The following is a 19,632-nucleotide window of genomic DNA, read 5'->3' on the forward strand; positions in this document are numbered from 1 at the left end:
TAGTATAAGAACGTGTGTTCGTAAATGGATTTCTGAAAAATAAGCAATTTCTAGCAGTAAGGTGGATACGGTTGATTGTTCACTTGTTTATTCAACAGGCAAAAAGGGTAAACTTACACATAGACATAGTATGGGTAGGAATAATAACCTATTGAATGGAAAGGAGTATGGCATTGGGACTAAATGTTACACAAAAGTTGATTCAAGACCATTTGACTTCAGGTGAGATGGTTCCCGGAAAAGAAATTGGTCTAAAGATTGACCAAACGTTAACACAGGACGCAACGGGAACGATGGTAATGCTTGAATTGGAGGCGATGGGTCTTGATAAAGCAAAAACGGAAGCCTCTGCGCAGTACGTCGATCATAACTTAATCCAAGATGACTACCGAAATCCTGACGACCATTTATTTTTAAGAAGTGCGGCAAACCGATTCGGTCTATATTACAGTCGTCCAGGTAACGGGGTGAGTCACCCGGTACACATGCAGCGATTAAGTCGTCCAGGTAGAACAATGCTTGGGTCTGACAGCCACACGTGTGCGAATGGTTGTATGGGAATGTTAGCGATGGGCGCCGGTGGAATTGATGTGGCAATGGCCATCGCCGGTGAACCGTATTACATCAATATGCCTCAAGTGTGGGGTGTTCGCTTAACAGGAGAACTGCCGGACTGGGTCAGTGCTAAGGACGTCATTTTAGAGATGCTTCGTCGCCATGATGTAAAAGGGGGCGTCGGCAAGGTGATTGAGTATTATGGTCCAGGCGTAGAAAACCTTTCTGCCATGGATCGTCACGTCATCGCGAATATGGGTGCTGAACTCGGTGCGACGACCACTGTATTTCCTTCCGATAAAGAGGTAAAACGTTTTATGAAAACGCAAGGCCGGGAAGATGAATGGCAAGAACTAGTGGCCGATGAAGATGCTACTTATGACATTGATGAAGAAATTAATTTATCAGAACTTGAGCCACTCATTGCTTTACCATCAAGTCCAGGTAATGTTGTTCCGGTAACCGAAGTAGAGGGCGAACCAATTTATCAATCTTATATCGGTTCTTCTGCAAACCCAGGCTATCGTGATTTTGCGATGGCTGCAGAGATTGTAAAAGGAAAGTCAGTCGCCGAAGGACTTTCTTTTGACATCAACCCATCTTCCAGACAAATGCTGACAAACCTTGTCGATAACGGACATATTGCAAGCCTACTTTCAGCTGGTGGACGTCTGCACCAAGCCGGTTGTAACGGTTGTATTGGAATGGGGCAGGCACCAGCGACAGGAAGAAACAGCTTACGCACGACACCGCGTAACTTCCCTGGACGTTCAGGTACAAAAGAGGACAGTGTTTTTCTTGTGAGTCCAGAAACGGCAGCAGCCTCAGCATTAACGGGCAAGATAACCGATCCAAGAACATTGGATATGGATTATCCGCATATCGAGGAACCAGAAAATAAAAACTTGAAACAAGAACAAAGTCTACTTGAAGCACCTGTTGAGAGTAAAGAAGATCATGCAGAGCTTGAAAAAGGACCGAATATCAGCTCAATCCCAGAGATCGAACCAATCAAAGACGAATTCGAAGTGCCGATTTTGTTGAAAATGGGTGACAATATCTCAACGGATGAAATTTTAGCGGGTGGCTCAAGAGTGTTGCCATATCGCAGTAACCTACAACAAATCGCAACGTTCTCATTCGAGATTGTTGATGAATCGTATTATGACCGCGCGATGGAAATTAAAGATCAAGGTGGCCATGCGGTTGTTGGCGGATTTAACTATGGTCAAGGTTCCAGCCGTGAACACGCTGCACTGGCTCCAAGGTTCTTAGGACTTCAAGTTGCATTGGTGAAAGACTTTGCACGCATTCATTTACAGAACTTGATTAACTTTGGTATCTTACCAATCACCTTCAAAAATGAAGAAGACTACGAAAAACTTGAAGAAGGAGACATCCTTCAATTTGAAAATGTTCGCGAAACCATTCGTAAACAGAAAGATTTCGATGTGAAAGTGAAAGGAAAAGACTTAACGATTCCTGTGTCTCATGCATTAACCGAACGCCATATGGACATTCTACTAGAAGGAGGAGTCATCAACTGGGTCAAGAAACGTCAAAGTAAAATGGCCTAAGTGACTTCCGATATACTCAGTAGAAGGAAGGGCAAGGAATGAGTGCACATGAATTTAGATGCAGAGCTTGCGACGGAGACGGCTTGTTAATGGATGATGAAAAATGGCAATACACGTGTACGGTCTGTAACGGTACAGGTTTTGAATCATCCACGAACCAACGGAAAACAAATGAAGTCGCAAATGTAGATGAAAACAATCGAATATTGGATTAAAAAGCGGGCGAGATACGCTCGCTTTTTTTATGATTTTTAATTACTTTTACTTATTTAATGGAATTTAGCATGGTCTGATGCTGAATTTACTATTTTTTAAAAGAAGATGAAGTTACGCTAATTTCATAACTGGCTTCCGTTTAGCTATAATGATTTTAAAAAAAGAAACGGGTGTATAAGTAATGATCTATAAAGAAAGATCAAAACCTTTGGAACTTCTGCAGCTTGAAGTTTTAGCTCACCGTACAGCATTATCACCGAAAAAGCAAAGTGATTTAGTTAAACTTAAAAAAGGTTTTGAAGGAGAAAGATTATTTGATTCCATGCTTGAAAGTTTGAGTAATAAACATCTACAGGTGAACGATTTATTATTGACGTTTAATGGGACTGTGTTTCAAATCGATACGTTACTGATTACTCAAGAAAAAATTTTCGTTTATGAGGTGAAGAACTTTCACGGTGAATTCATTTACGAGCAAGAAAAATTCTTTAAATTTCCCCAACAAGAAATTCAAAACCCTCTGCATCAAATCGCAAGGTCGACTTCTCTATTAACTCAGCTCATCCGAAAACTAGGATTTAACTGGCCGATTCAGTCACATGTCATTTTTATAAACAAGAACTTCACACTTTTCAATGCGCCACCAAATACCTCAATGATCCTACCCACTCAAATTGATTCTCATTTAGAATATCTTCAAACAATCCCATCACGGCTTAATCATGTACATAAGCGATTGGCGGAAAAACTTATAGAACAACATTTAGATCAATCACCATTTCAAAAAAAGCCAGCGTACTCTTATGAACAAGTAAAAAAAGGGATACTTTGCGGAAAATGCAGCTCATCCATCGTTAAGTTGGAAGGAAGAACAGTTTACTGTGATGACTGTGGGTGGAACGAACCATTTGCTGATTCAGTTGTTCGGACAGTGCATGATTTTGTGTTGCTGTTTCCTGAAATGAAAATCACAGTTTCTCAAACGCATGAATGGTGTAACAGCTTAATCTCGAAAAAAGGAATTTCTTCTGCACTTCAAAAAAATTTCAAGAGAGGTGGAAAAAAACGTTGGACATATTACTATTAGTTCACGTAGTTGGGAAAATAGCCCGAATCACAAGAGGAGAAAGAGATCCGGTCGAATAGGAGGCTCCAAAACGCCCGAATCATAAGGGAGAAAGAGATTCGGTCGAATAGGGGGCATCAAAACGCCCGAATCATAAGAGGAAAAAGAGAACCGGTCGAATAGGAGCCTCCAAATCACCCGAATCACAAGGGAGAAAGAGATTCGGTCGAATAGGAGGCTCCAAAACGCCCGAATCATAAGAGGAGAAAGAGATTCGGTCGAATAGGGGGCATCAAAACGCCCGAATCATAAGGGAGAAAGAGATTCGGTCGAATAGGGGGCATCAAAACGCCCGAATCATAAGAGGAGAAAGAGAACCGGTCGAATAGGAGCCTCCAAATCACCCGAATCATAAGAGGAGAGAGGGATTCGGTCGAATAGGAGGCTCCAAAACGCCCGAATCATAAGAGGGGAGAGAGATTCGGTCGAATAGAGTCACCAATCGCCTAAATTATAAATAAACAGCAAATTCTGGTTAAATTGATCTCGTCTTTTTACCTAAATAGCCAGCAACCAACCTATTTTCCTCTCAAAATTCTTACAACAAGTCAAGAACGGTACAATCAATTCTCTAATAACAATATACTAAGAAATCCAGTCACAAATAGCTCGCATTACTATTAATAATAACCATTATCATTTCTTTTGCTTGCCGTCTGGTTTAAAATTGATATGAATAGTAGATAAATAGGTGATCAGCATGACATGGGAAGTTTTGAATATTATTGGGACGATGGCTTTTGCGATCAGTGGAGCAATCGTTGCCATGGAAGAGCGATATGATATTTTTGGTGTTTATTTGCTTGGCTATGTGACAGCATTTGGTGGCGGTGCATTTCGTAACTTACTCGTAGGGTTGCCAATTTCAGATATATGGGCACAGGGGACTTTGTTTACTGTAGCATTCGTGACGATGACAATTATGTTTTTTATTCCTTTTCATTGGTTAATGACCTGGAATCGATGGGGAGCCTTCTTTGATGCGATCGGGTTGGCTTCTTTCGCAGTGCAAGGAGGATTATTGGCTTTGGCGGCTGGATATCCGCTCAGTGCAGTTATCGTTGCAGGTGTGTTAACCGGTTGTGGTGGAGGAATTATTCGCGATCTGTTGGCTGGCAGGAAACCAATGGTGTTGCATCAAGAAATCTACGCCATGTGGGCTGTTCTCGGTGCATTTATCGTAGGGCTTGGTGTAATAGATACACAAACAGAAATATATATCCTGCTTTCGGCAATTGTCACGATGCGTATTTTATCCATCATCCGAAAATGGGAGTTACCTAGTCGGTTGAATTGGTTAGAATTAATTCGATCTAAAAAATAAGGAAAGAAATCCAGCAGTTGCTGGGTTTCTTTTTTTATGACCAACACTGTTAAACCATGAAACCGTTTATCCATCGACATCCTCTTTGATTAACCATCTCGATTGCTTCAAACCATCAAAAAAACCTTCATGTAACCGTTTTCACACAATCGACATCTTATCTTCACAAAACCTCCATGGAATCGCTCAAAACTGTGATTTAAATCACAATTTGAGTTTTTTAAAATTCTACAATAAAAGTAACCACACAAAAGGGAGGAGAGAAATGATGGGTGCCAAATCAAAAAGCAAGGTAGATTCGGTGAAAAATGAGACGTACAAGAAAAATGAGGATTACATTGTAATCGAGGATTTGGATGTTCAATCTACCCAGGCAATTGAAAATGAGTTCCAAGATGAAGAACCTAAATTGAATGGGGCTTTTATTTCTTCATTAATTGTTGGAGCCATCATTGTCATTATGTGGGTAGCTGTTTATGTACTTTACCAAGCAAGCTAACAGATGAATGGGGGGAACCGAACGATGCTGCATATGCATAAGTTCGAAAAAATTTGGATGATTGTTGGGATTATTACTTTGATTTCTTTTTTAACGATTGTTGGCGTTCAAGCCTTTTCAAAAGCAGAAGGGGGAGAACACCAAGGAGCACCAAGTGATATGACGCTAGTCGATCCTGAAACGGTTACAGAATCTGCTCCATTTAACGAACCGGGATTGAAACAGATTGGCGAAAATGAATACGAATTGATTATGGTTTTGCAATCATACGGCTTTACACCTGGAGATATTGAAATTCCTCAAGGGGCAACAGTTCATATTAAAGCTACTTCCCTTGATGTTGTTCATGGCTTTGAAATTGCTGGAACGACTGCAAATATGATGGTAACACCGGGGCACGTAAACTCAATGACCTACACATTTAATGAAAAAGGCTCTTATCTAATCTTATGTAATGAATATTGTGGAACAGGTCATCACTTCATGAGCACAAACTTGGAGGTGATATAAATGAAAATCAATCGATTGGACGCACGATTAAGTTTAGCTCATTTTTATGTTGCTTTTGGATCGATATTATTTGCCGGGTTGCTTGGACTCCTGCAAACCTTAGTAAGAAGTGAATTAATTACATTGCCATCATGGATCAACTATTATCAAATATTAACCGGCCATGGAGTGGTCATGGCTTTAGTGTTTACAACGTATTTTATCTTTGGATTTTTCTACGCAAGTGTTGCGAAGTCGACTGGAGAATTCACCAACAAACAACGGAAAGCCGGTTGGATTGGTTTCTGGTTGTTAACTGGTGGATTGGTATTGGCTGCATTAATGATTGCTTTAAATAAAGCCACTGTACTATATACGTTTTATGCACCATTACAAGCTTCACCGTTTTTCTATATTGCTTTAGCATTGATTATTATCGGAACTTATTTTGGCGCATTCGCGGTGATCAGTAGATATCGTTTATGGAAAAAAGAACACCCTGGCGAGAAAACGCCATTACTTGCCTATATGGCAGTAGCAACATTAGTTCTATGGTTAATCGCTACGATCGGTGTAGTCGCAGCTGTTCTATTCCAGTTCCTACCTTGGGCTTTCGGTTGGACGGATACAATTAACGTCGCGTTAACAAGAACATTATTTTGGTATTTTGGTCATCCGCTCGTCTATTTTTGGTTGCTGCCAGCTTATATGGCTTGGTACGTTATGGTACCAAAAATTATTGGCGGAAAAGTATTCAGTGATCAATTGGCAAGGTTTTCATTTGTATTATTCATTTTGTTCTCCATTCCGGTAGGATTTCACCACCAATTGCTTGAATCAGGAATTGGAGAAGGATGGAAATTTTTCCAAGTCATTTTAACATTTGCTGTTATTCTACCATCATTAATGACTGCATTCGCATTGTTTTCAACATTCGAGATTGCAGGACGTCAAAAAGGTGGAAAAGGGCTGTTCGGTTGGTTTAAAAAGTTGCCGTGGGGCGATGTGCGATTCTTGGCACCTTTCATGGGGATGTTAATTTTCATTCCAGCAGGTGCAGGTGGAATCATTAACGCTTCCCACCAATTAAACCAAATCGTCCATAATACGATCTGGGTCACAGGGCACTTTCATATCACAGTCGGTGGAACGGTTGCAGTAACATTTTTCGGAATCAGTTATTGGATCATTCCACATTTGAAAGGCCGTATCTTAACGAAGAAGATGAATAAGATTGGAATCTATCAAACAGTTCTTTGGGCTGTCGGCATGGGAATCATGTCTTCTGCCATGCATATTTCAGGGCTACTCGGAAACCCAAGACGTACGCAAATGACTAGTTACAATGGTCATGAAGTCGCCTCTTCATGGGGAGCGTATGAAATGGCTCACGCAGTCGGTGGAACATTGTTGGTCATCTCGTTAGTACTCTTTGTCATCGTTTTGATCAATCTAGCTTTCTTCGCACCGAAAGGCAACGAGGAATTCCCAATTGCCGAAGAATTGAATCCGACACAACAGACGCCAAACTGGCTTGAAAATTGGAAACTTTGGATTGGAATCGTGTTTGCATTGATTTTCATTGCGTACACCTTACCGATTATCGACATTATCAATAACTCACCACCAGGATCTAGCGGGTTCAAATACTGGTAAAAACAAAAAAGCAGATACCGATATCGGTGTCTGCTTTTGTTAAAAACATTAGGCGTATAGATCAGCCATTGTCACATCATACTGTAATTGTTTTAAATAATTGTAGAATTGGCCACGATGGTGAAAGACATGAGACTGGATCTCAGCTAACCATTGTATTTGTGTATGGCCATCTTCCATATAAAATGCTTTCGTTTTTTTCGTGAAAAATTCTTCTTCAGACAAAGAGGTCATATATTCATAAAGTGCATGGTAACCTTCTTCAAACACCACACCCATATCCGTTGGAGTTTGTAATTGACTATATTTGTTTTCAAGCTCTCGAACCTTCTCTAATGGTTCTTCTTTTAAGATATAAAGATCTGTGGCTGGAATAGAAACAAGGTGGATTGCAAGTTCTCTTAGTGTCCGCATGTTCTCAGCTGGGCGATAATCCCAATCGGTATCCTTAATGTGCAACAATAAATTCTGAGTCGTCCGGACACAAAGCTCGATCTCTTCAAACATGATATCTTGTAGAGTCTTTGCTTGATTCATGAAAATCCTTCCTTTCTGCTCCGTTGTTTGCTAAGTTGAGAATAGATGATTTCTAGTTATTGTCTGACTTCTTATTTAAAAGTATAACATAAACAATTCGGATTCCGGGTATAGAACAATGAGGAGGTATGTTACGTGAAACGACACGAAGGACTCTTTCCATTATCACATCATCATCATCATGCATTAGTAATTTCAAAAGATTTAAAGGACATAGGAACAAGTAAAGGTGAGAAGACGTATAAGATTGTCTTACGTGAGCTTGTTGAATTTTGGGAAAAGGACGGGAATGAACATTTCCGAGATGAAGAGGAAGTACTCATTCCGTTGTACTTACGTTTTGAGAGTGAACCCAATGTCGATTTGGTCAAAAAAGTTCTCTATCAACATGCGGAAATTCGAGGCTTGATTACAGCAATCCGAAACAATCAACAGGCTGATCATGAACAACTGAACTTATTGGGTCACTTATTGGATGAACACATTCGTTTGGAAGAACGTGAATTATTCCCTGTGATTGAAGAAGCCGTTCCAGAAAAGTATTTATATCAAGCAAGCGGAAAGTTTCATAATGACTCTTATAGTGGTTACTAAGTATGCAACATCGTTTATATGAAAAATGACCAGACTGGAATTCTTCCCAGTCTGGTTTTTTATTGGGCGAGAAATAAATCAATCAATAAAAAATTCCAGCTGCAACGGTGCAGCTGGAAATGAGAGAGTGGATCGTAAAAAATTAAGCGTTATTCGGTTACTTCACTTTTAACTTCAGCTGGTACTTCCAATCCTAAACCTTCAGCAACACGTGTACCTAGATCTGGATCTGCTTTGTAGAAGTGACCAATTTGACGGAGTTTAATGTCATCCCTTGTTACAGGTTTCATATGATCGACGAAGTTTTTAACTAGACGATCTTGCTCATCTTGGCTCATTAGACGGTAAAGATCACCTGCTTGCGTGTAATGATCATCGGAATCATACGCAACACTGTCCGCATGGCCTTCAACTTCGAATGGATCCATGACTACAGATGAATCTTCTTTTGGCTCATAGTCATAGCTATTTGGTTCATAATTGACAGAACTTACCTGATGACCATATTGCATGGTTCCGCCGCGCTGGTAATTGTGTGTTTCAACAATTGGGCGGTTAACAGTGAGCTGTTCATGATTGACGCCTAAACGGTAACGCTGTGTATCGGAATAGGAGAACAAACGTCCTTGAAGCATTTTATCAGGGGATGCTTCAATTCCAGGTACGAAATGTGCTGGAGATAGAGCAGCTTGTTCAACTTCTGCAAAGTAGTTTTGCGGATTGCGGTTCAATACCATTTTTCCTACTTCGATTCTCGGATAATCTTTTTGACTAACTGTTTTTGTCACATCGAAAAGATCCCACTTGTACGTTTTATAGTCTTCAAACGGAATGATCTGCACATATAAAGTCCAAGAAGGGTAGTCACCAGCTTCGATGGCATTGAATAAATCTTCTGTATGATAATCAGGATTTGTACCTGCAAGTTCGTCTGCCAAATCCACGTCTAAGCCTTTCACGCCTTGGTCACTGATAAAGTGATATTTAACCCAGAACGCTTCTCCTTCTTCGTTCACCCATTTGTACGTATGGCTTCCATAACCATTCATATGACGGTATGTTGCCGGAATACCGCGGTCCCCGTGAAGATAAGTGATCTGGTGCATGGATTCTGGTGATTGAGACCAAAAATCCCAAACCGCATTTTTATCCTTCAAGTTCGTTTGTGGATTTCGTTTTTGTGTATGAATGAAATCAGGGAATTTGATGGCATCACGAACAAAGAAAATCGGTGTATTGTTACCGACCAAGTCATAGTTCCCTTCTTGTGTGTAAAATTTCACCGCAAAACCACGAGGGTCACGGACAGTATCAGCCGATCCTAGTTCACCGGCAACGGTTGAGAAGCGGATAAACATCGGTGTACGTTTCCCTTTCTCATTTAAAAAGTCAGCTTTTGTGTATTTTGATATTTCATCGTTTGTCACTTCAAAATAGCCGTAAGCTCCTGCACCTTTTGCGTGAACGACACGCTCCGGAATACGCTCGCGGTCAAAGTGTGCAAGTTTTTCCAGTAAATGCACGTCTTGCAATAGTACGGGTCCACGATTACCAGCAGTGACAGAGTTTTGGTTGTCCCCTACAGGAGCACCACTAGAAGTTGTCAGTCGTTTTTTATTCTGATCCATTGATTAAAATCCTCCTTCATTGAATTGTATACTTATCATAATATATTTAAATTGGTTTGTAAATAATAATGATTATAAATAAATAATATTTATTCATTGGGTTTCACTTAACTAATTATGTATAGATAACTGTTTAGAATTGATGTGTTAGGTGTTGTGGCGTTTGTCGTAAGCTATCGAGAGTGGTTTGTTTTTGTTGGATATTATCAATTGTTTGAGGGTGTTTGAGAAAAAAGACACCATAGAAAAGAAATCTATGGTGTCTTTTTGTGCTTATTTACTTGCGATTGCCTCAATTTCTACTTTTACATCTTTCGGAAGGCGGCTGACTTCAAAGGCAGCACGAGCTGGATAAGGCTCTTCTAAATAACTCGCATAAATTTCATTCACTGTCGCAAAATCATCCATGGAATTTAATAAAATAGTCATTTTCGCGACATCTTTAAACTGTAAGTTAGCCTCTTTCAGGATAGCTTCTAAGTTTTTCATGACTTGGTGTGTCTGATCTGCAACATCTTCACTGACAATCTCCATCGATTTTGGATCAAGTGGTATTTGTCCTGAGATAAAGACGAGATCACCTACTTCAACTGCTTGAGAATAAGGTCCAATTGCTTCTGGTGCTTCTTTGGTGGAGTATGCTTTCTTCATCGTTCATTCTCCTCTCCTAAAAAGTTATTATTCAATTTGTTGTTCAATCATAATACGGATTGACGTGAACATGGACATCATGCACTTCTTCAAAATGATTCATTAATATTTCTTTCACTCTTGCCGAAATCGCATGACCTTCATCGACTGTGATTGTGGGATCAACGCTGATTTTAGTATCAATTATAACATAAGAACCGTGTGACCTCGCATGCAAAGAATCAATTCTCTTAACGCCATTGACTTGTTTCACTGTTTGATTAAATTTTTCCGTTTCTTCTTCGTCTAGAACAATTTCGAGTGAAATTCTAACGGCCTCTTTTCCTAAACTAAAACCCATCCACATAATAATTCCAGCAATGATTGCTCCGGCTATTGGATCGAAATAAGTTAAATAAGAAATTTGATAGCGGTCACCAATCATTGCTAATCCAATACCAACGAGAGCAACGACTGAAGAAATCGCATCTGACCGATGATGCCAAGCATCTGCGATGATTGCTTGGCTTTTGATTTTTTTCCCTAAACGGTTTTTATATTGAAATAAAGCTTCTTTAACGATGATGGAAAAGACAACAATATATAATGCCAGTGGGTGTGTTGATTGTTTAGCATTAGACCAAATGGCAGAGACGGCATCCATTAAAATTTCAAACCCAACAACAATCAACAACATCGATACGATCAAGGTAGCAATGTTTTCAGCCTTACCATGTCCATAGGGATGTTCTGAATCAGGTGGTTTTTGTGCGGCACGGACACCGACCAATACGGCGATTGAACTGATGACATCAGAAGCAGAGTGGAGAGCATCGGCGATTAATGCACGACTATCGCCAAGAACTCCACCGATCCCTTTGATGATGGCTAGGATTACATTGGCGACCATCCCGATAATCGATGCAAATTGAGCTTTCTGAAAACGATCCGACATAGAAAAACCTCTTTTAATGTTTGTCTTTTTATCATACCAATATTTTTCGCTAACAGTCCAAGAACAACCATTTCAAACGACTTTTTTTAAAAAAATATATTACATAATCGTTGGATGTTTAAGATGTTTCTCATGGTTGAAAAATCATCGTAAAACAAACGGTGAATATCTACCTAGATTTAAGGGGAAAATATTTAATATACAATCGTTCAAAAGGACTTTCGTTCGAGTTAAACAAGGAATACATTACAATTCATTAACATGCGTTTATGTATTGTTCAGAACGGTTATTAATGTATTAGCACGACGCAACACCAAGAAAAAATCATTTTAAGGAGTGTTACTTCATGAAGAAACTATTTATGACTTCATTTTTTGCGCTAATTCTTACTTTAGCAGCTTGCGGTGGAGACTCTGGTGAAGAGGACCCAGCAACGAATGAAGACACTGGAACACCAACAGAAGAAGATTCAGGTTCTAGTGAAACAGATACAGGTTCCACAGACACTGGTTCAACAGGAACTGAAGGAGATTCCGATATGGGATCTGAAGGTACCGATTCCGACACAGGTGCTGGCACAGAATCCGACATGGAGTCTGAAGGTGCTGAACCTGACACAGGATCAGGAGACGCAGATGGTGATGACTTAGATTCTGACGTTAAAAATGATGGCTAATAAATAAAAAACCAAGGCAGTGGCACACGAGCCACTGCCTTTCATTATTTGGGTACATAGTTCGTAAATTCACCCGTTTTTAAAAGTGTATAATCCTCGTATCTGTTGGGCTAACTAAGGATAAATGAACAGATGAGGATGAAGACACCATGAAAGATAAAACAATACCTTATTTTGTGATCGCGTTAATCATTAGTATGTCTATCGGCTATTTATTTGGTTGGGACAAAACGGAATCGACCGAGTATGAAGAGGCAGTACCAGTGATGAGTAAAAACAACATTGAAGATGAAATTGTCGATACAGATTTTGAAGGAATAAAGATCAAACAATTGAACGAAAAAGCTAAAACGTATGAACTACAGGTGGAAATACCTTTGTTTGGAGTAAAAGCAATCGATCAGTTCTTTGAAGAGGAAGCCGAACAGCGTATAGAACATTTTATTGCATTACTTGAACACAGTGGTAATGTATCTCCATCACACCAAGGAGCCTATTTTGTAACGACCGATCTTTATAAAAGTGGGAAAGAATTCTTTTCTGTCGTTATGGCTGAAGAAACCTATACAGGCGGAGCCAATTTCGATCAAAAATCTTCCGTTTATTTGGTCGACCTGTTAACCGAGGATTTTGTGGATCCGATTGATTTATTTGATCAGCCATTTGAAGCACAAGACAAGTTTTTTGAGTTAGTTGAAAAGAATTTGAGAGCATCTGACTATTATTCGAATTATATTATGGAAGACCAGTTACAGGAATGGTTAAATCAAGATCAATATGACTTCTCGAATGTTTTTATTCGCGATCATAACTTGGTCGTTAAATTTGATAAATACGAAGTTACAGCAGGTGTGGCAGGCATGCCAGAGGTTGAAGTTCCAATAGATGAGATGAAAGAGTTTATGAATGAAGAATGGCTAGAGCGCATCGAGTCCATTGATGAAACGACGGATGAGTATTACTTATGATAAAAACGAGGGTGGAACAAAGTGCTTTAACCAGCGCTATGAAAATTGTTCCGGCCTCACTATATCGTATAAACAGAAATAGTGGGTAAGGTCATCCGTCGATGATCTTACCCACTAATTTTAGTATGTTTATTTGATTTGAAAATTATTATCCTGGTTCCTCTAGCCGAGTTTCATAAAGGTCAGCATACCGGCCGCCTTGTGATATTAGTTCGTCATGACTTCCTTTCTCGATAATTTCTCCGTGTTCGAGCATAATGATTTGATCGGCTGATTTAATGGTGTTCAAGCGATGAGCAATAACAAAACTGGTCCGACCTTCCATCAAACGTTTTAACGCTTCTTGAATTTTAATTTCTGTTACCGTATCAATACTGCTTGTTGCTTCATCCAGTACAAGTATTTTCGGATCTGCCAAAAGCGCGCGAGCAATGGTAATTAGTTGCTTCTGTCCTTGACTGATACTCATGCCATCCGCATCAATTGGCGTATCGTATTGCTCCGGAAGTTTCGAGATAAAGTCATGCGCATTGGCATTTTTAGCTGCCTCGACAACTTCATCATCGGTTGCATTCAACTTTCCATAACGAATATTTTCGCGAATGGAGCCTTCAAATAAAAAAGCATCTTGTAAAACGAACGCCATATGTTTCCGTAAGCTATTTCGTTTAATACTTTTTATATCTTTTCCATCTAGCAATATTTCCCCATCGTCATAATTGTAAAATCGAGCAATGAGGTTAATGATTGTTGTTTTGCCGGCCCCTGTATGTCCGACAAAAGCAGTTGTGCTGCCAGGGTCTGCAGTAAAACTGATTCCTTTTAGAATTGGTTCATCAGGGTTATAAGAAAAAGTAACGTTTTTAAATTCAATCTCACCCTTAGGTACGTCGATTGAATCAGCGTCTACTTCATCAAGTTCTTCGCCGTCTTCATCCATAATATTAAAAACTCGTTCGGCTCCAGCTACGGCAGCCAATAGTTGGTTGAACTGATTGGACAGCTCGTTTAACGGTCGTGTGAACTGACGTGCCAATTCAGTAAATATCACGATGGTTCCGACGGTAATCATGTCGTTCAATACAAACACACCACCGATAAAAGCAATCAAAGCGAAACTAAGCACATTTAACATGTTCATTAGCTTCGGAATGAATCCAGAGATCGTACCTGCCCAATAGCCTGAGTTCCGCACGTCATCATTTTTTTGTTCAAATTCGTCAGTCACTCGTTCCTCTTGGGAGAATGTTTTAATAATCCGTTGGCCCGATATCGTTTCTTCCACATAGCCGTTCAAATGTCCAAGCCGTTGCTGTTGGATTTTATACAACGGGCCAGTCCTACTTGTGATCCACTTCATGCCAAATACCATAATTGGAATGATGGACATGGTGATCAGTGCCAGTAATGGACTGAGATAGACCATGACACTGACTGTTCCGACCAGCGTGAGGACACTGGATAAAATTTGAATAATGGACGTGTTTAATGTGTTACTGACATTATCGATATCATTGGTTAACCGGCTCATGATTTCGCCTTGCTGCCTTCTGTCAAAGAAAGGAATCGGCAATGTGTGTAGCTTCTCAAACAACTCCGAGCGGATGGTGTATACCGTGTTTTGGGCGATGCCAATCATGAAAAAATGCTGGCAAAACATCGCGATAGAGTAGCCTAGATAGACGAGAAATAACCAAAAAAGCATACGGTTAATCCCTGACATCTCTTGGACAGCAATGTACTCATCGACTGTCGTCCCAATCATATACGGACCGAGAATGGCAAAGCCGGAACTTAGAGCAACCATGACGGTAACAAGCAGAAGCATCCATTTTTCCGCCAATAAGTAAGAGAAGATTTGACGCACCGTCTTTTTCCAATTGCGTACTTTTGGCTTTGCTCGTTCATCGGTGACGCGTTCTGCTTCTGATAAATCTATTTTTTGCTGTCGAAATGGTTCCAGTAGCTGTTTAAGCATATAAATCCTCATCTCCAACTTGTGATGCGACAATGTTTTGGTAAAGTTCAGATGTATCAACGAGTTCATCATGTGAACCTTCTGCTAAAATACGTCCCTCATCCATTAAAATGATGCGATCACAGCTTTTTGCCGTGTCGATTTTTTGCGTCACAATGAATGTTGTACACCCATAAGTTTGGATCGCCTGAAGAAGTTTAGATTCTGTTTTTAAATCTAACGAGCTTGTACTATCATCTAGCAAAAGAACTTTTGGACTGCGAATCAAAGCTCGGGCAATAGAGACACGTTGCTTTTGACCTCCGGACAGATTGACACCTTTTTGGCCGATTTTGGTCTCGTAACCTAAAGGTTGTTCCATAATTGTCTCATGGATTTGAGCGTCTTTAGCGGCTTGGATGATTTCTTCTTTCGTTGCATCATTTTTTCCCCAGCGAATATTTTCTTCAATACTACCGGTGAACAATAAAGGCGCCTGCGGAACGAAGCCAATCGCCATTCGTAGTGTGTCTAAAGGATAATCCTGAACATCGACATCATCAATCTTCACTTGACCACCCGTTGTATCATAAAGCCTAGGAATTAACTGAAATAGCGTCGATTTACCTGAACCTGTTGCACCGATAATCGCGATACGCTCCTCCGGTTGGGTGGTAAACGATACATGGTCCAGTACTTTATTCGTTGTTTCTGGATAATAAAAATCAACTTGTGAAAATTCAACCTTCCCAGCAGTTACTTTCAGATCCTTTTCTGCATTGGATTTTTCGAGTAAATCGACTTCTTCATCCATGACGACTTGAAGCCGTTCGGCAGATGCTTTCATCCGTGATAAAGCCATTGTCAAAAACCCGAACATCGTAATGGCCATCGATACCCGTAGTGCATAATTGATGATGGCGACGACTTCACCGACTTGCGCTTGTCCTGCCTGAACTTCAGTTGACCCATACCACAAAATGACTAGCAAACTCATATTCATGCCAAATAAAAGAACAGGCATGGACGATTCAATGAGACGCAAAGCTGATTTTGTTCGATTCATAAGCTCTGTATTCACTTCTTTAAATCGAGTCTCCTCAAAGTTCTTCCGTAAAAATGCTTTGATCAAGCGGATGCCAGACAAATTCTCTTGCATGACCCGATTGACACGGTCCAACCGAACTTGCACTTTTGTGAAAAGAGGACTCGCTTTTTTGATGACCCACAAAATTAATAAAACAAGTATAGGAACGGAAACCAAAAAAACTAAAGAGATTTGCCAATTGACGAGAAACGCCATGAGAACACCGCCAATGACTAAAAGGGGTGCCCGTAGCATAATCCGAAGTCCCATGAAAATCCCGTTTTGTACCATCCTGACATCATTGGTGAAGCGTGTAATCAAACCGGATGTCGGAAAATGGTGTAGATTTTTGAAGGAAAACGATTGAACTTTTTCAAAAAGCCGTTGCCGGATATCGTAACCGTAATGAAAAGTGACATAAGCTGAATAGAAAGAATTCAGCATTCCGGCAATAAATGAAAACGCTGCAAGCACGAGCATTAAAACGCCCCATTTAATGACCGTATCCATATTTTGAGTCACAATACCTTCATCAATCATTTTTCCGAGAAAAAATGGGAGCATCAATTCGACTGCCAATTCAATCAACATGAGGGACCAAGCGACAATCATATGTAAACGATAAGGTTTCAGATGTGATAAGATTTTCTTCAAGATGCTCAACTCCATCTAGGTAAGCTGTTCATAATTTTTAACCATTGTGATTATTCTAACATATTCACTTTGCGTTATATTACTATAATGAACCATCTTTGTCATCATTGGTAATGGTTTAATGGAAAACGGTAACAGCGATTTTTCCTTCCGCGCATGATATAATGGCGACACACCGAACGATTGAAGGAGAGACGGTATGGAATTAGAAAGGCATCAATATGTAAAATTCAGAAGAGAGATGGATCCCATTAATCTCGAACAAAAGCATATCGAAGACGTTTGTTACGTCTCTTTATATGAGGATAAAATTGTGACCGAGGAACAAGAATATAAAATCCATCAAGTATTTGATCTATCGTATCGCATGTTATCGGAAGAATATGGATTTTTTTACTTGCATACATCGAAAGGCGTCATGACGTTGAATGTAAAGGATGAACCGATAGAATTTATTAAAAAGTTCCGAGAAGTAGAGCAAAAATAGAAGGGGAAGGACTTAATAATGGAGAAAAAAGTATTACTCGTTGACGGCATGGCACTTTTATTCCGTGCGTTTTATGCGACAGCCATGTCAGGCTATTTCATGGTGAATTCAAAAGGCATCCCGACGAATGCTGTCCACGGATTTACAAGGCATTTACTCACCGCAACGAATCACTTTCAGCCGACACACGTCGTTTGCTGTTGGGATATGGGTTCACACACTTTCCGGAATGATTTATTTGACGGCTATAAAGCAAACCGTTCAGCACCGCCGGAAGAGTTGGTTCCCCAGTTTGATCTCGTCAAGGAAGTGACGGAAGCAATGGATATTCCAAACGTAGGGATCAAAGGGTATGAAGCGGATGATTGTATTGGAACATTGGCAAGAGCATATCAAGAAGATTCAGAGGTCTTGATTTTGACCGGAGACAGAGATATCCTGCAATTGCTGGATGAACAAGTGAAAGTGGTTCTAATGAAAAAAGGAGTCGGAAACTACGATATTTATCATGCAGAACGTTTCGTAGAAGAACACGGGATACAACCACTACAGATGATTGAATTGAAAGCAATGATGGGAGATTCCAGTGACAATTATCCTGGTGTTCGAGGGATTGGCGAAAAGACAGCCCTTAAATTGTTGCAAAAACACGGATCGTTGGAAGCTATTTTGGAAAACTTAGATTCATTGACAAAAGCACAACGAACGAAATTCGAAACCGATATGGAAATGGTACATTTATCTCGTCAACTGGCTGAAATCAACTGTGAAACGGAAGCGTTTTGTGACTTGTCAAATGCAGTGTTTCAACCTAACCGGGAGCGGGTTATGGAAAAATTCAACGAGCTGGAATTTAAGCGAATTGAACAATTGGTATAAAGCTAGAATCGGAAAAGTATATGAATCAAAAAGTAGCATCACTCATTGGCGAACAAAACCGTGTTGAAGCGATTGGATCAGTAAGGGGGGTAACCATTGACACTAATCTACACAATGGCGATCGGATTGGTAATCTTTATTGTTGTGTTGGCGGTAACATTGATGGCTATTTCAAAGGGATATAATTATAAACACGAGGTAGATCCACTTCCAGAGACACAAACAGAAATGAAAGAAGCTGAATGAAGGAAAGCTGTTCGATGTCGGTTATGAATTACTGATATCGAACAGCTTTTTTATTTGGCGTTTTGTATATATTCAGCACTTCTTCAGTGTTAATGCTCCAACCTTCAGTGTTGATTGAAGCTTCTTCAGCGTTAATCCGCTAACCTTCAGTGTTAATCCAGCGTGCTTCAGTGTTGATTTGTCGTTCTTCAATGTTAATCTGCCGTTCTTCAGCATTAATTCGCCAACCTTCAGTGTTGATTGAAGCTTCTTCAGTGTTAATCTGCCAACCTTCAGTGTTAACCCGCAAACCCTCAAGTTTTTAACGATAAACCGTACAGCTTCAAAATTAACTCGAACTACTTCAACAACACAAAAAAAGCACCGACCGAAGTCAGTGCAAATGTTTACTCAATCAAAATTGAAATGAGATTTTAGTCATTACTCAACGAATATTCCTCTAAAAATTCTTCGTATTTATCTGTTGGTGCTGCACCCATGATTCGGTGCACTTCTTCACCATTTTCGTAGTAAACTAATGTTGGTGTTGCCTCGATGTTGTACTCACTCCAACCATCTTCAAATTCTAAAAGGTTGAATTTCTTTAAATCAACGCCTTTGTCTTTTGCTAATGGGGATAATCTTGGTGTCGCTTCTCGACAATGTTCACAAGTCGGACTGAAGAAATAGACAGTCATCGTTTCGCCAGAAGATAAGTCTTCTTCTAATTCGTCTGGAGTAATAACGTTTTGATAATGTTCATTATCCAATAATTTAACCGTTTCTGGATGTAAGGAATCTTTTCCATAAGGATTCCCTTCGACTTTTTCAGATGTTGCCATATTGGTTAGTAAAACGATGCCTATGAATAAAACGATTACTAGACCGCCAAATATAAGAATTTTTTTCATA

At 39.9% G+C, this 19,632-nt stretch carries 21 protein-coding genes; 13 read left to right on the plus strand and 8 right to left on the minus strand.

Annotated elements, in window-relative coordinates:
* Positions 1-173: 173 nt before the first annotated feature.
* The 7 genes from FPQ10_RS06990 to FPQ10_RS07015 all read left to right on the plus strand — a co-directional run bounded on the left by FPQ10_RS06990 (position 174) and on the right by FPQ10_RS07015 (position 7,442).
* Positions 174-2,132: an aconitate hydratase gene (locus FPQ10_RS06990; protein ID WP_144162377.1), complete on the plus strand. Its 1,959-nt coding sequence runs from the start codon at positions 174-176 to the stop codon at positions 2,130-2,132.
* 38 nt (positions 2,133-2,170) lie between these two features.
* Entirely contained in the window at positions 2,171-2,347 is a 177-nt protein-coding gene (locus FPQ10_RS13050) for a hypothetical protein (protein ID WP_186278594.1), read from the plus strand.
* Between the two features lie 182 nt (positions 2,348-2,529).
* On the plus strand, positions 2,530-3,435 hold the full coding sequence (locus FPQ10_RS06995; protein ID WP_144162380.1) for a nuclease-related domain-containing protein: 906 nt from the start codon (positions 2,530-2,532) through the stop codon (positions 3,433-3,435).
* A 739-nt stretch (positions 3,436-4,174) separates the two neighbouring features.
* The gene (locus FPQ10_RS07000) at positions 4,175-4,798 is read left to right on the plus strand and encodes a trimeric intracellular cation channel family protein (protein ID WP_144162383.1); all 624 of its coding nucleotides are present in this window, start codon (positions 4,175-4,177) and stop codon (positions 4,796-4,798) included.
* A gap of 268 nt (positions 4,799-5,066) precedes the next feature.
* Positions 5,067-5,297, plus strand: coding sequence for a hypothetical protein (locus FPQ10_RS13305; RefSeq protein WP_144162388.1), 231 nt, complete (start codon positions 5,067-5,069; stop codon positions 5,295-5,297).
* Positions 5,298-5,321: 24 nt separating this feature from the next.
* Positions 5,322-5,807, plus strand: a complete 486-nt coding sequence (locus FPQ10_RS07010) for a cytochrome c oxidase subunit II (protein WP_370512030.1) — start codon at positions 5,322-5,324, stop codon at positions 5,805-5,807.
* Positions 5,808-7,442, plus strand: coding sequence for a b(o/a)3-type cytochrome-c oxidase subunit 1 (locus FPQ10_RS07015; protein WP_144162391.1), 1,635 nt, complete (start codon positions 5,808-5,810; stop codon positions 7,440-7,442).
* A 48-nt stretch (positions 7,443-7,490) separates the two neighbouring features.
* Here the strand turns inward: FPQ10_RS07015 and FPQ10_RS07020 are convergent, their stop codons facing one another.
* Positions 7,491-7,979, minus strand: a complete 489-nt coding sequence (locus tag FPQ10_RS07020; protein ID WP_144162394.1) for a DinB family protein — start codon at positions 7,977-7,979, stop codon at positions 7,491-7,493.
* A gap of 135 nt (positions 7,980-8,114) precedes the next feature.
* Between FPQ10_RS07020 and FPQ10_RS07025 the strand changes: the two genes are divergently transcribed.
* Positions 8,115-8,573 (plus strand): hemerythrin domain-containing protein, encoded by a 459-nt coding sequence (locus FPQ10_RS07025; RefSeq protein WP_144162397.1) that lies wholly within the window; start codon positions 8,115-8,117, stop codon positions 8,571-8,573.
* Positions 8,574-8,722: 149 nt separating this feature from the next.
* On the opposite strand, the gene FPQ10_RS07030 is transcribed toward FPQ10_RS07025, so the two are convergent.
* The 3 genes from FPQ10_RS07030 to FPQ10_RS07040 all read right to left on the minus strand — a co-directional run bounded on the left by FPQ10_RS07030 (position 8,723) and on the right by FPQ10_RS07040 (position 11,786).
* Positions 8,723-10,201, minus strand: coding sequence for a catalase (locus FPQ10_RS07030; RefSeq protein ID WP_144162400.1), 1,479 nt, complete (start codon positions 10,199-10,201; stop codon positions 8,723-8,725).
* Positions 10,202-10,474: 273 nt separating this feature from the next.
* Positions 10,475-10,852, minus strand: a complete 378-nt coding sequence (locus FPQ10_RS07035) for a RidA family protein (RefSeq protein WP_144162403.1) — start codon at positions 10,850-10,852, stop codon at positions 10,475-10,477.
* Between the two features lie 43 nt (positions 10,853-10,895).
* Positions 10,896-11,786, minus strand: coding sequence for a cation diffusion facilitator family transporter (locus FPQ10_RS07040; RefSeq protein WP_144162406.1), 891 nt, complete (start codon positions 11,784-11,786; stop codon positions 10,896-10,898).
* Positions 11,787-12,133: 347 nt separating this feature from the next.
* Here FPQ10_RS07040 and FPQ10_RS07045 point away from each other — a divergent pair, with 347 nt between their 5' ends.
* Together FPQ10_RS07045 and FPQ10_RS07050 are read left to right on the plus strand one after the other, a co-directional pair.
* Positions 12,134-12,463: a hypothetical protein gene (locus FPQ10_RS07045; protein ID WP_144162409.1), complete on the plus strand. Its 330-nt coding sequence runs from the start codon at positions 12,134-12,136 to the stop codon at positions 12,461-12,463.
* Between the two features lie 149 nt (positions 12,464-12,612).
* Positions 12,613-13,431, plus strand: a complete 819-nt coding sequence (locus tag FPQ10_RS07050; protein WP_144162412.1) for an RsiV family protein — start codon at positions 12,613-12,615, stop codon at positions 13,429-13,431.
* Positions 13,432-13,579: 148 nt separating this feature from the next.
* On the opposite strand, the gene FPQ10_RS07055 is transcribed toward FPQ10_RS07050, so the two are convergent.
* Together FPQ10_RS07055 and FPQ10_RS07060 are read right to left on the minus strand one after the other, a co-directional pair.
* Positions 13,580-15,409 (minus strand): ABC transporter ATP-binding protein, encoded by a 1,830-nt coding sequence (locus tag FPQ10_RS07055; protein ID WP_144162415.1) that lies wholly within the window; start codon positions 15,407-15,409, stop codon positions 13,580-13,582.
* Positions 15,402-17,129 carry an ABC transporter ATP-binding protein gene (locus tag FPQ10_RS07060; protein ID WP_144162418.1) on the minus strand — a complete coding sequence of 576 codons (1,728 nt, stop codon included), beginning with the start codon at positions 17,127-17,129 and terminating at the stop codon, positions 15,402-15,404. The genes FPQ10_RS07055 and FPQ10_RS07060 overlap by 8 nt, the downstream gene beginning before the upstream one ends.
* A gap of 199 nt (positions 17,130-17,328) precedes the next feature.
* Between FPQ10_RS07060 and FPQ10_RS07065 the strand changes: the two genes are divergently transcribed.
* From FPQ10_RS07065 to ytzI, 3 genes are all read left to right on the plus strand, one after another.
* Positions 17,329-17,616: a hypothetical protein gene (locus FPQ10_RS07065; RefSeq protein WP_144162421.1), complete on the plus strand. Its 288-nt coding sequence runs from the start codon at positions 17,329-17,331 to the stop codon at positions 17,614-17,616.
* Between the two features lie 18 nt (positions 17,617-17,634).
* Positions 17,635-18,495 (plus strand): 5'-3' exonuclease, encoded by an 861-nt coding sequence (locus FPQ10_RS07070; RefSeq protein WP_144162424.1) that lies wholly within the window; start codon positions 17,635-17,637, stop codon positions 18,493-18,495.
* A gap of 96 nt (positions 18,496-18,591) precedes the next feature.
* A complete protein-coding gene (ytzI, locus tag FPQ10_RS07075; RefSeq protein WP_144162427.1) occupies positions 18,592-18,741 on the plus strand; it encodes a YtzI protein in 150 nt (49 codons plus the stop codon).
* 139 nt (positions 18,742-18,880) lie between these two features.
* On the opposite strand, the gene FPQ10_RS13055 is transcribed toward ytzI, so the two are convergent.
* Positions 18,881-19,030 carry a hypothetical protein gene (locus FPQ10_RS13055; RefSeq protein ID WP_186278595.1) on the minus strand — a complete coding sequence of 50 codons (150 nt, stop codon included), beginning with the start codon at positions 19,028-19,030 and terminating at the stop codon, positions 18,881-18,883.
* Positions 19,031-19,154: 124 nt separating this feature from the next.
* Entirely contained in the window at positions 19,155-19,631 is a 477-nt protein-coding gene (locus FPQ10_RS07080; protein WP_144162430.1) for a thioredoxin family protein, read from the minus strand.
* Between the last annotated feature and the right edge of the window lies 1 nt (position 19,632).

It is taken from the genome of Allobacillus sp. SKP2-8 (assembly GCF_007559355.1).
GTDB classification, from domain to species: Bacteria; Bacillota; Bacilli; order Bacillales; family Alkalibacillaceae; genus Allobacillus; species Allobacillus halotolerans.

Coding starts and splice junctions, on each gene's coding strand:
- FPQ10_RS07030 (WP_144162400.1), bottom strand. CDS start 10,201: ATGGATCAGAATAAAAAACGACTGACAACTTCTAGTGGTGCTCCTGTA.
- FPQ10_RS07045 (WP_144162409.1), top strand. CDS start 12,134: ATGAAGAAACTATTTATGACTTCATTTTTTGCGCTAATTCTTACTTTA.
- FPQ10_RS13050 (WP_186278594.1), top strand. CDS start 2,171: ATGAGTGCACATGAATTTAGATGCAGAGCTTGCGACGGAGACGGCTTG.
- FPQ10_RS07055 (WP_144162415.1), bottom strand. CDS start 15,409: ATGCTTAAACAGCTACTGGAACCATTTCGACAGCAAAAAATAGATTTA.
- FPQ10_RS07080 (WP_144162430.1), bottom strand. CDS start 19,631: ATGAAAAAAATTCTTATATTTGGCGGTCTAGTAATCGTTTTATTCATA.
- FPQ10_RS07035 (WP_144162403.1), bottom strand. CDS start 10,852: ATGAAGAAAGCATACTCCACCAAAGAAGCACCAGAAGCAATTGGACCT.
- FPQ10_RS07000 (WP_144162383.1), top strand. CDS start 4,175: ATGACATGGGAAGTTTTGAATATTATTGGGACGATGGCTTTTGCGATC.
- FPQ10_RS07010 (WP_370512030.1), top strand. CDS start 5,322: ATGCTGCATATGCATAAGTTCGAAAAAATTTGGATGATTGTTGGGATT.
- FPQ10_RS07070 (WP_144162424.1), top strand. CDS start 17,635: ATGGAGAAAAAAGTATTACTCGTTGACGGCATGGCACTTTTATTCCGT.
- FPQ10_RS07050 (WP_144162412.1), top strand. CDS start 12,613: ATGAAAGATAAAACAATACCTTATTTTGTGATCGCGTTAATCATTAGT.
- FPQ10_RS07020 (WP_144162394.1), bottom strand. CDS start 7,979: ATGAATCAAGCAAAGACTCTACAAGATATCATGTTTGAAGAGATCGAG.
- FPQ10_RS07040 (WP_144162406.1), bottom strand. CDS start 11,786: ATGTCGGATCGTTTTCAGAAAGCTCAATTTGCATCGATTATCGGGATG.
- FPQ10_RS07065 (WP_144162421.1), top strand. CDS start 17,329: ATGGAATTAGAAAGGCATCAATATGTAAAATTCAGAAGAGAGATGGAT.
- FPQ10_RS06995 (WP_144162380.1), top strand. CDS start 2,530: ATGATCTATAAAGAAAGATCAAAACCTTTGGAACTTCTGCAGCTTGAA.
- FPQ10_RS13305 (WP_144162388.1), top strand. CDS start 5,067: ATGGGTGCCAAATCAAAAAGCAAGGTAGATTCGGTGAAAAATGAGACG.
- FPQ10_RS07015 (WP_144162391.1), top strand. CDS start 5,808: ATGAAAATCAATCGATTGGACGCACGATTAAGTTTAGCTCATTTTTAT.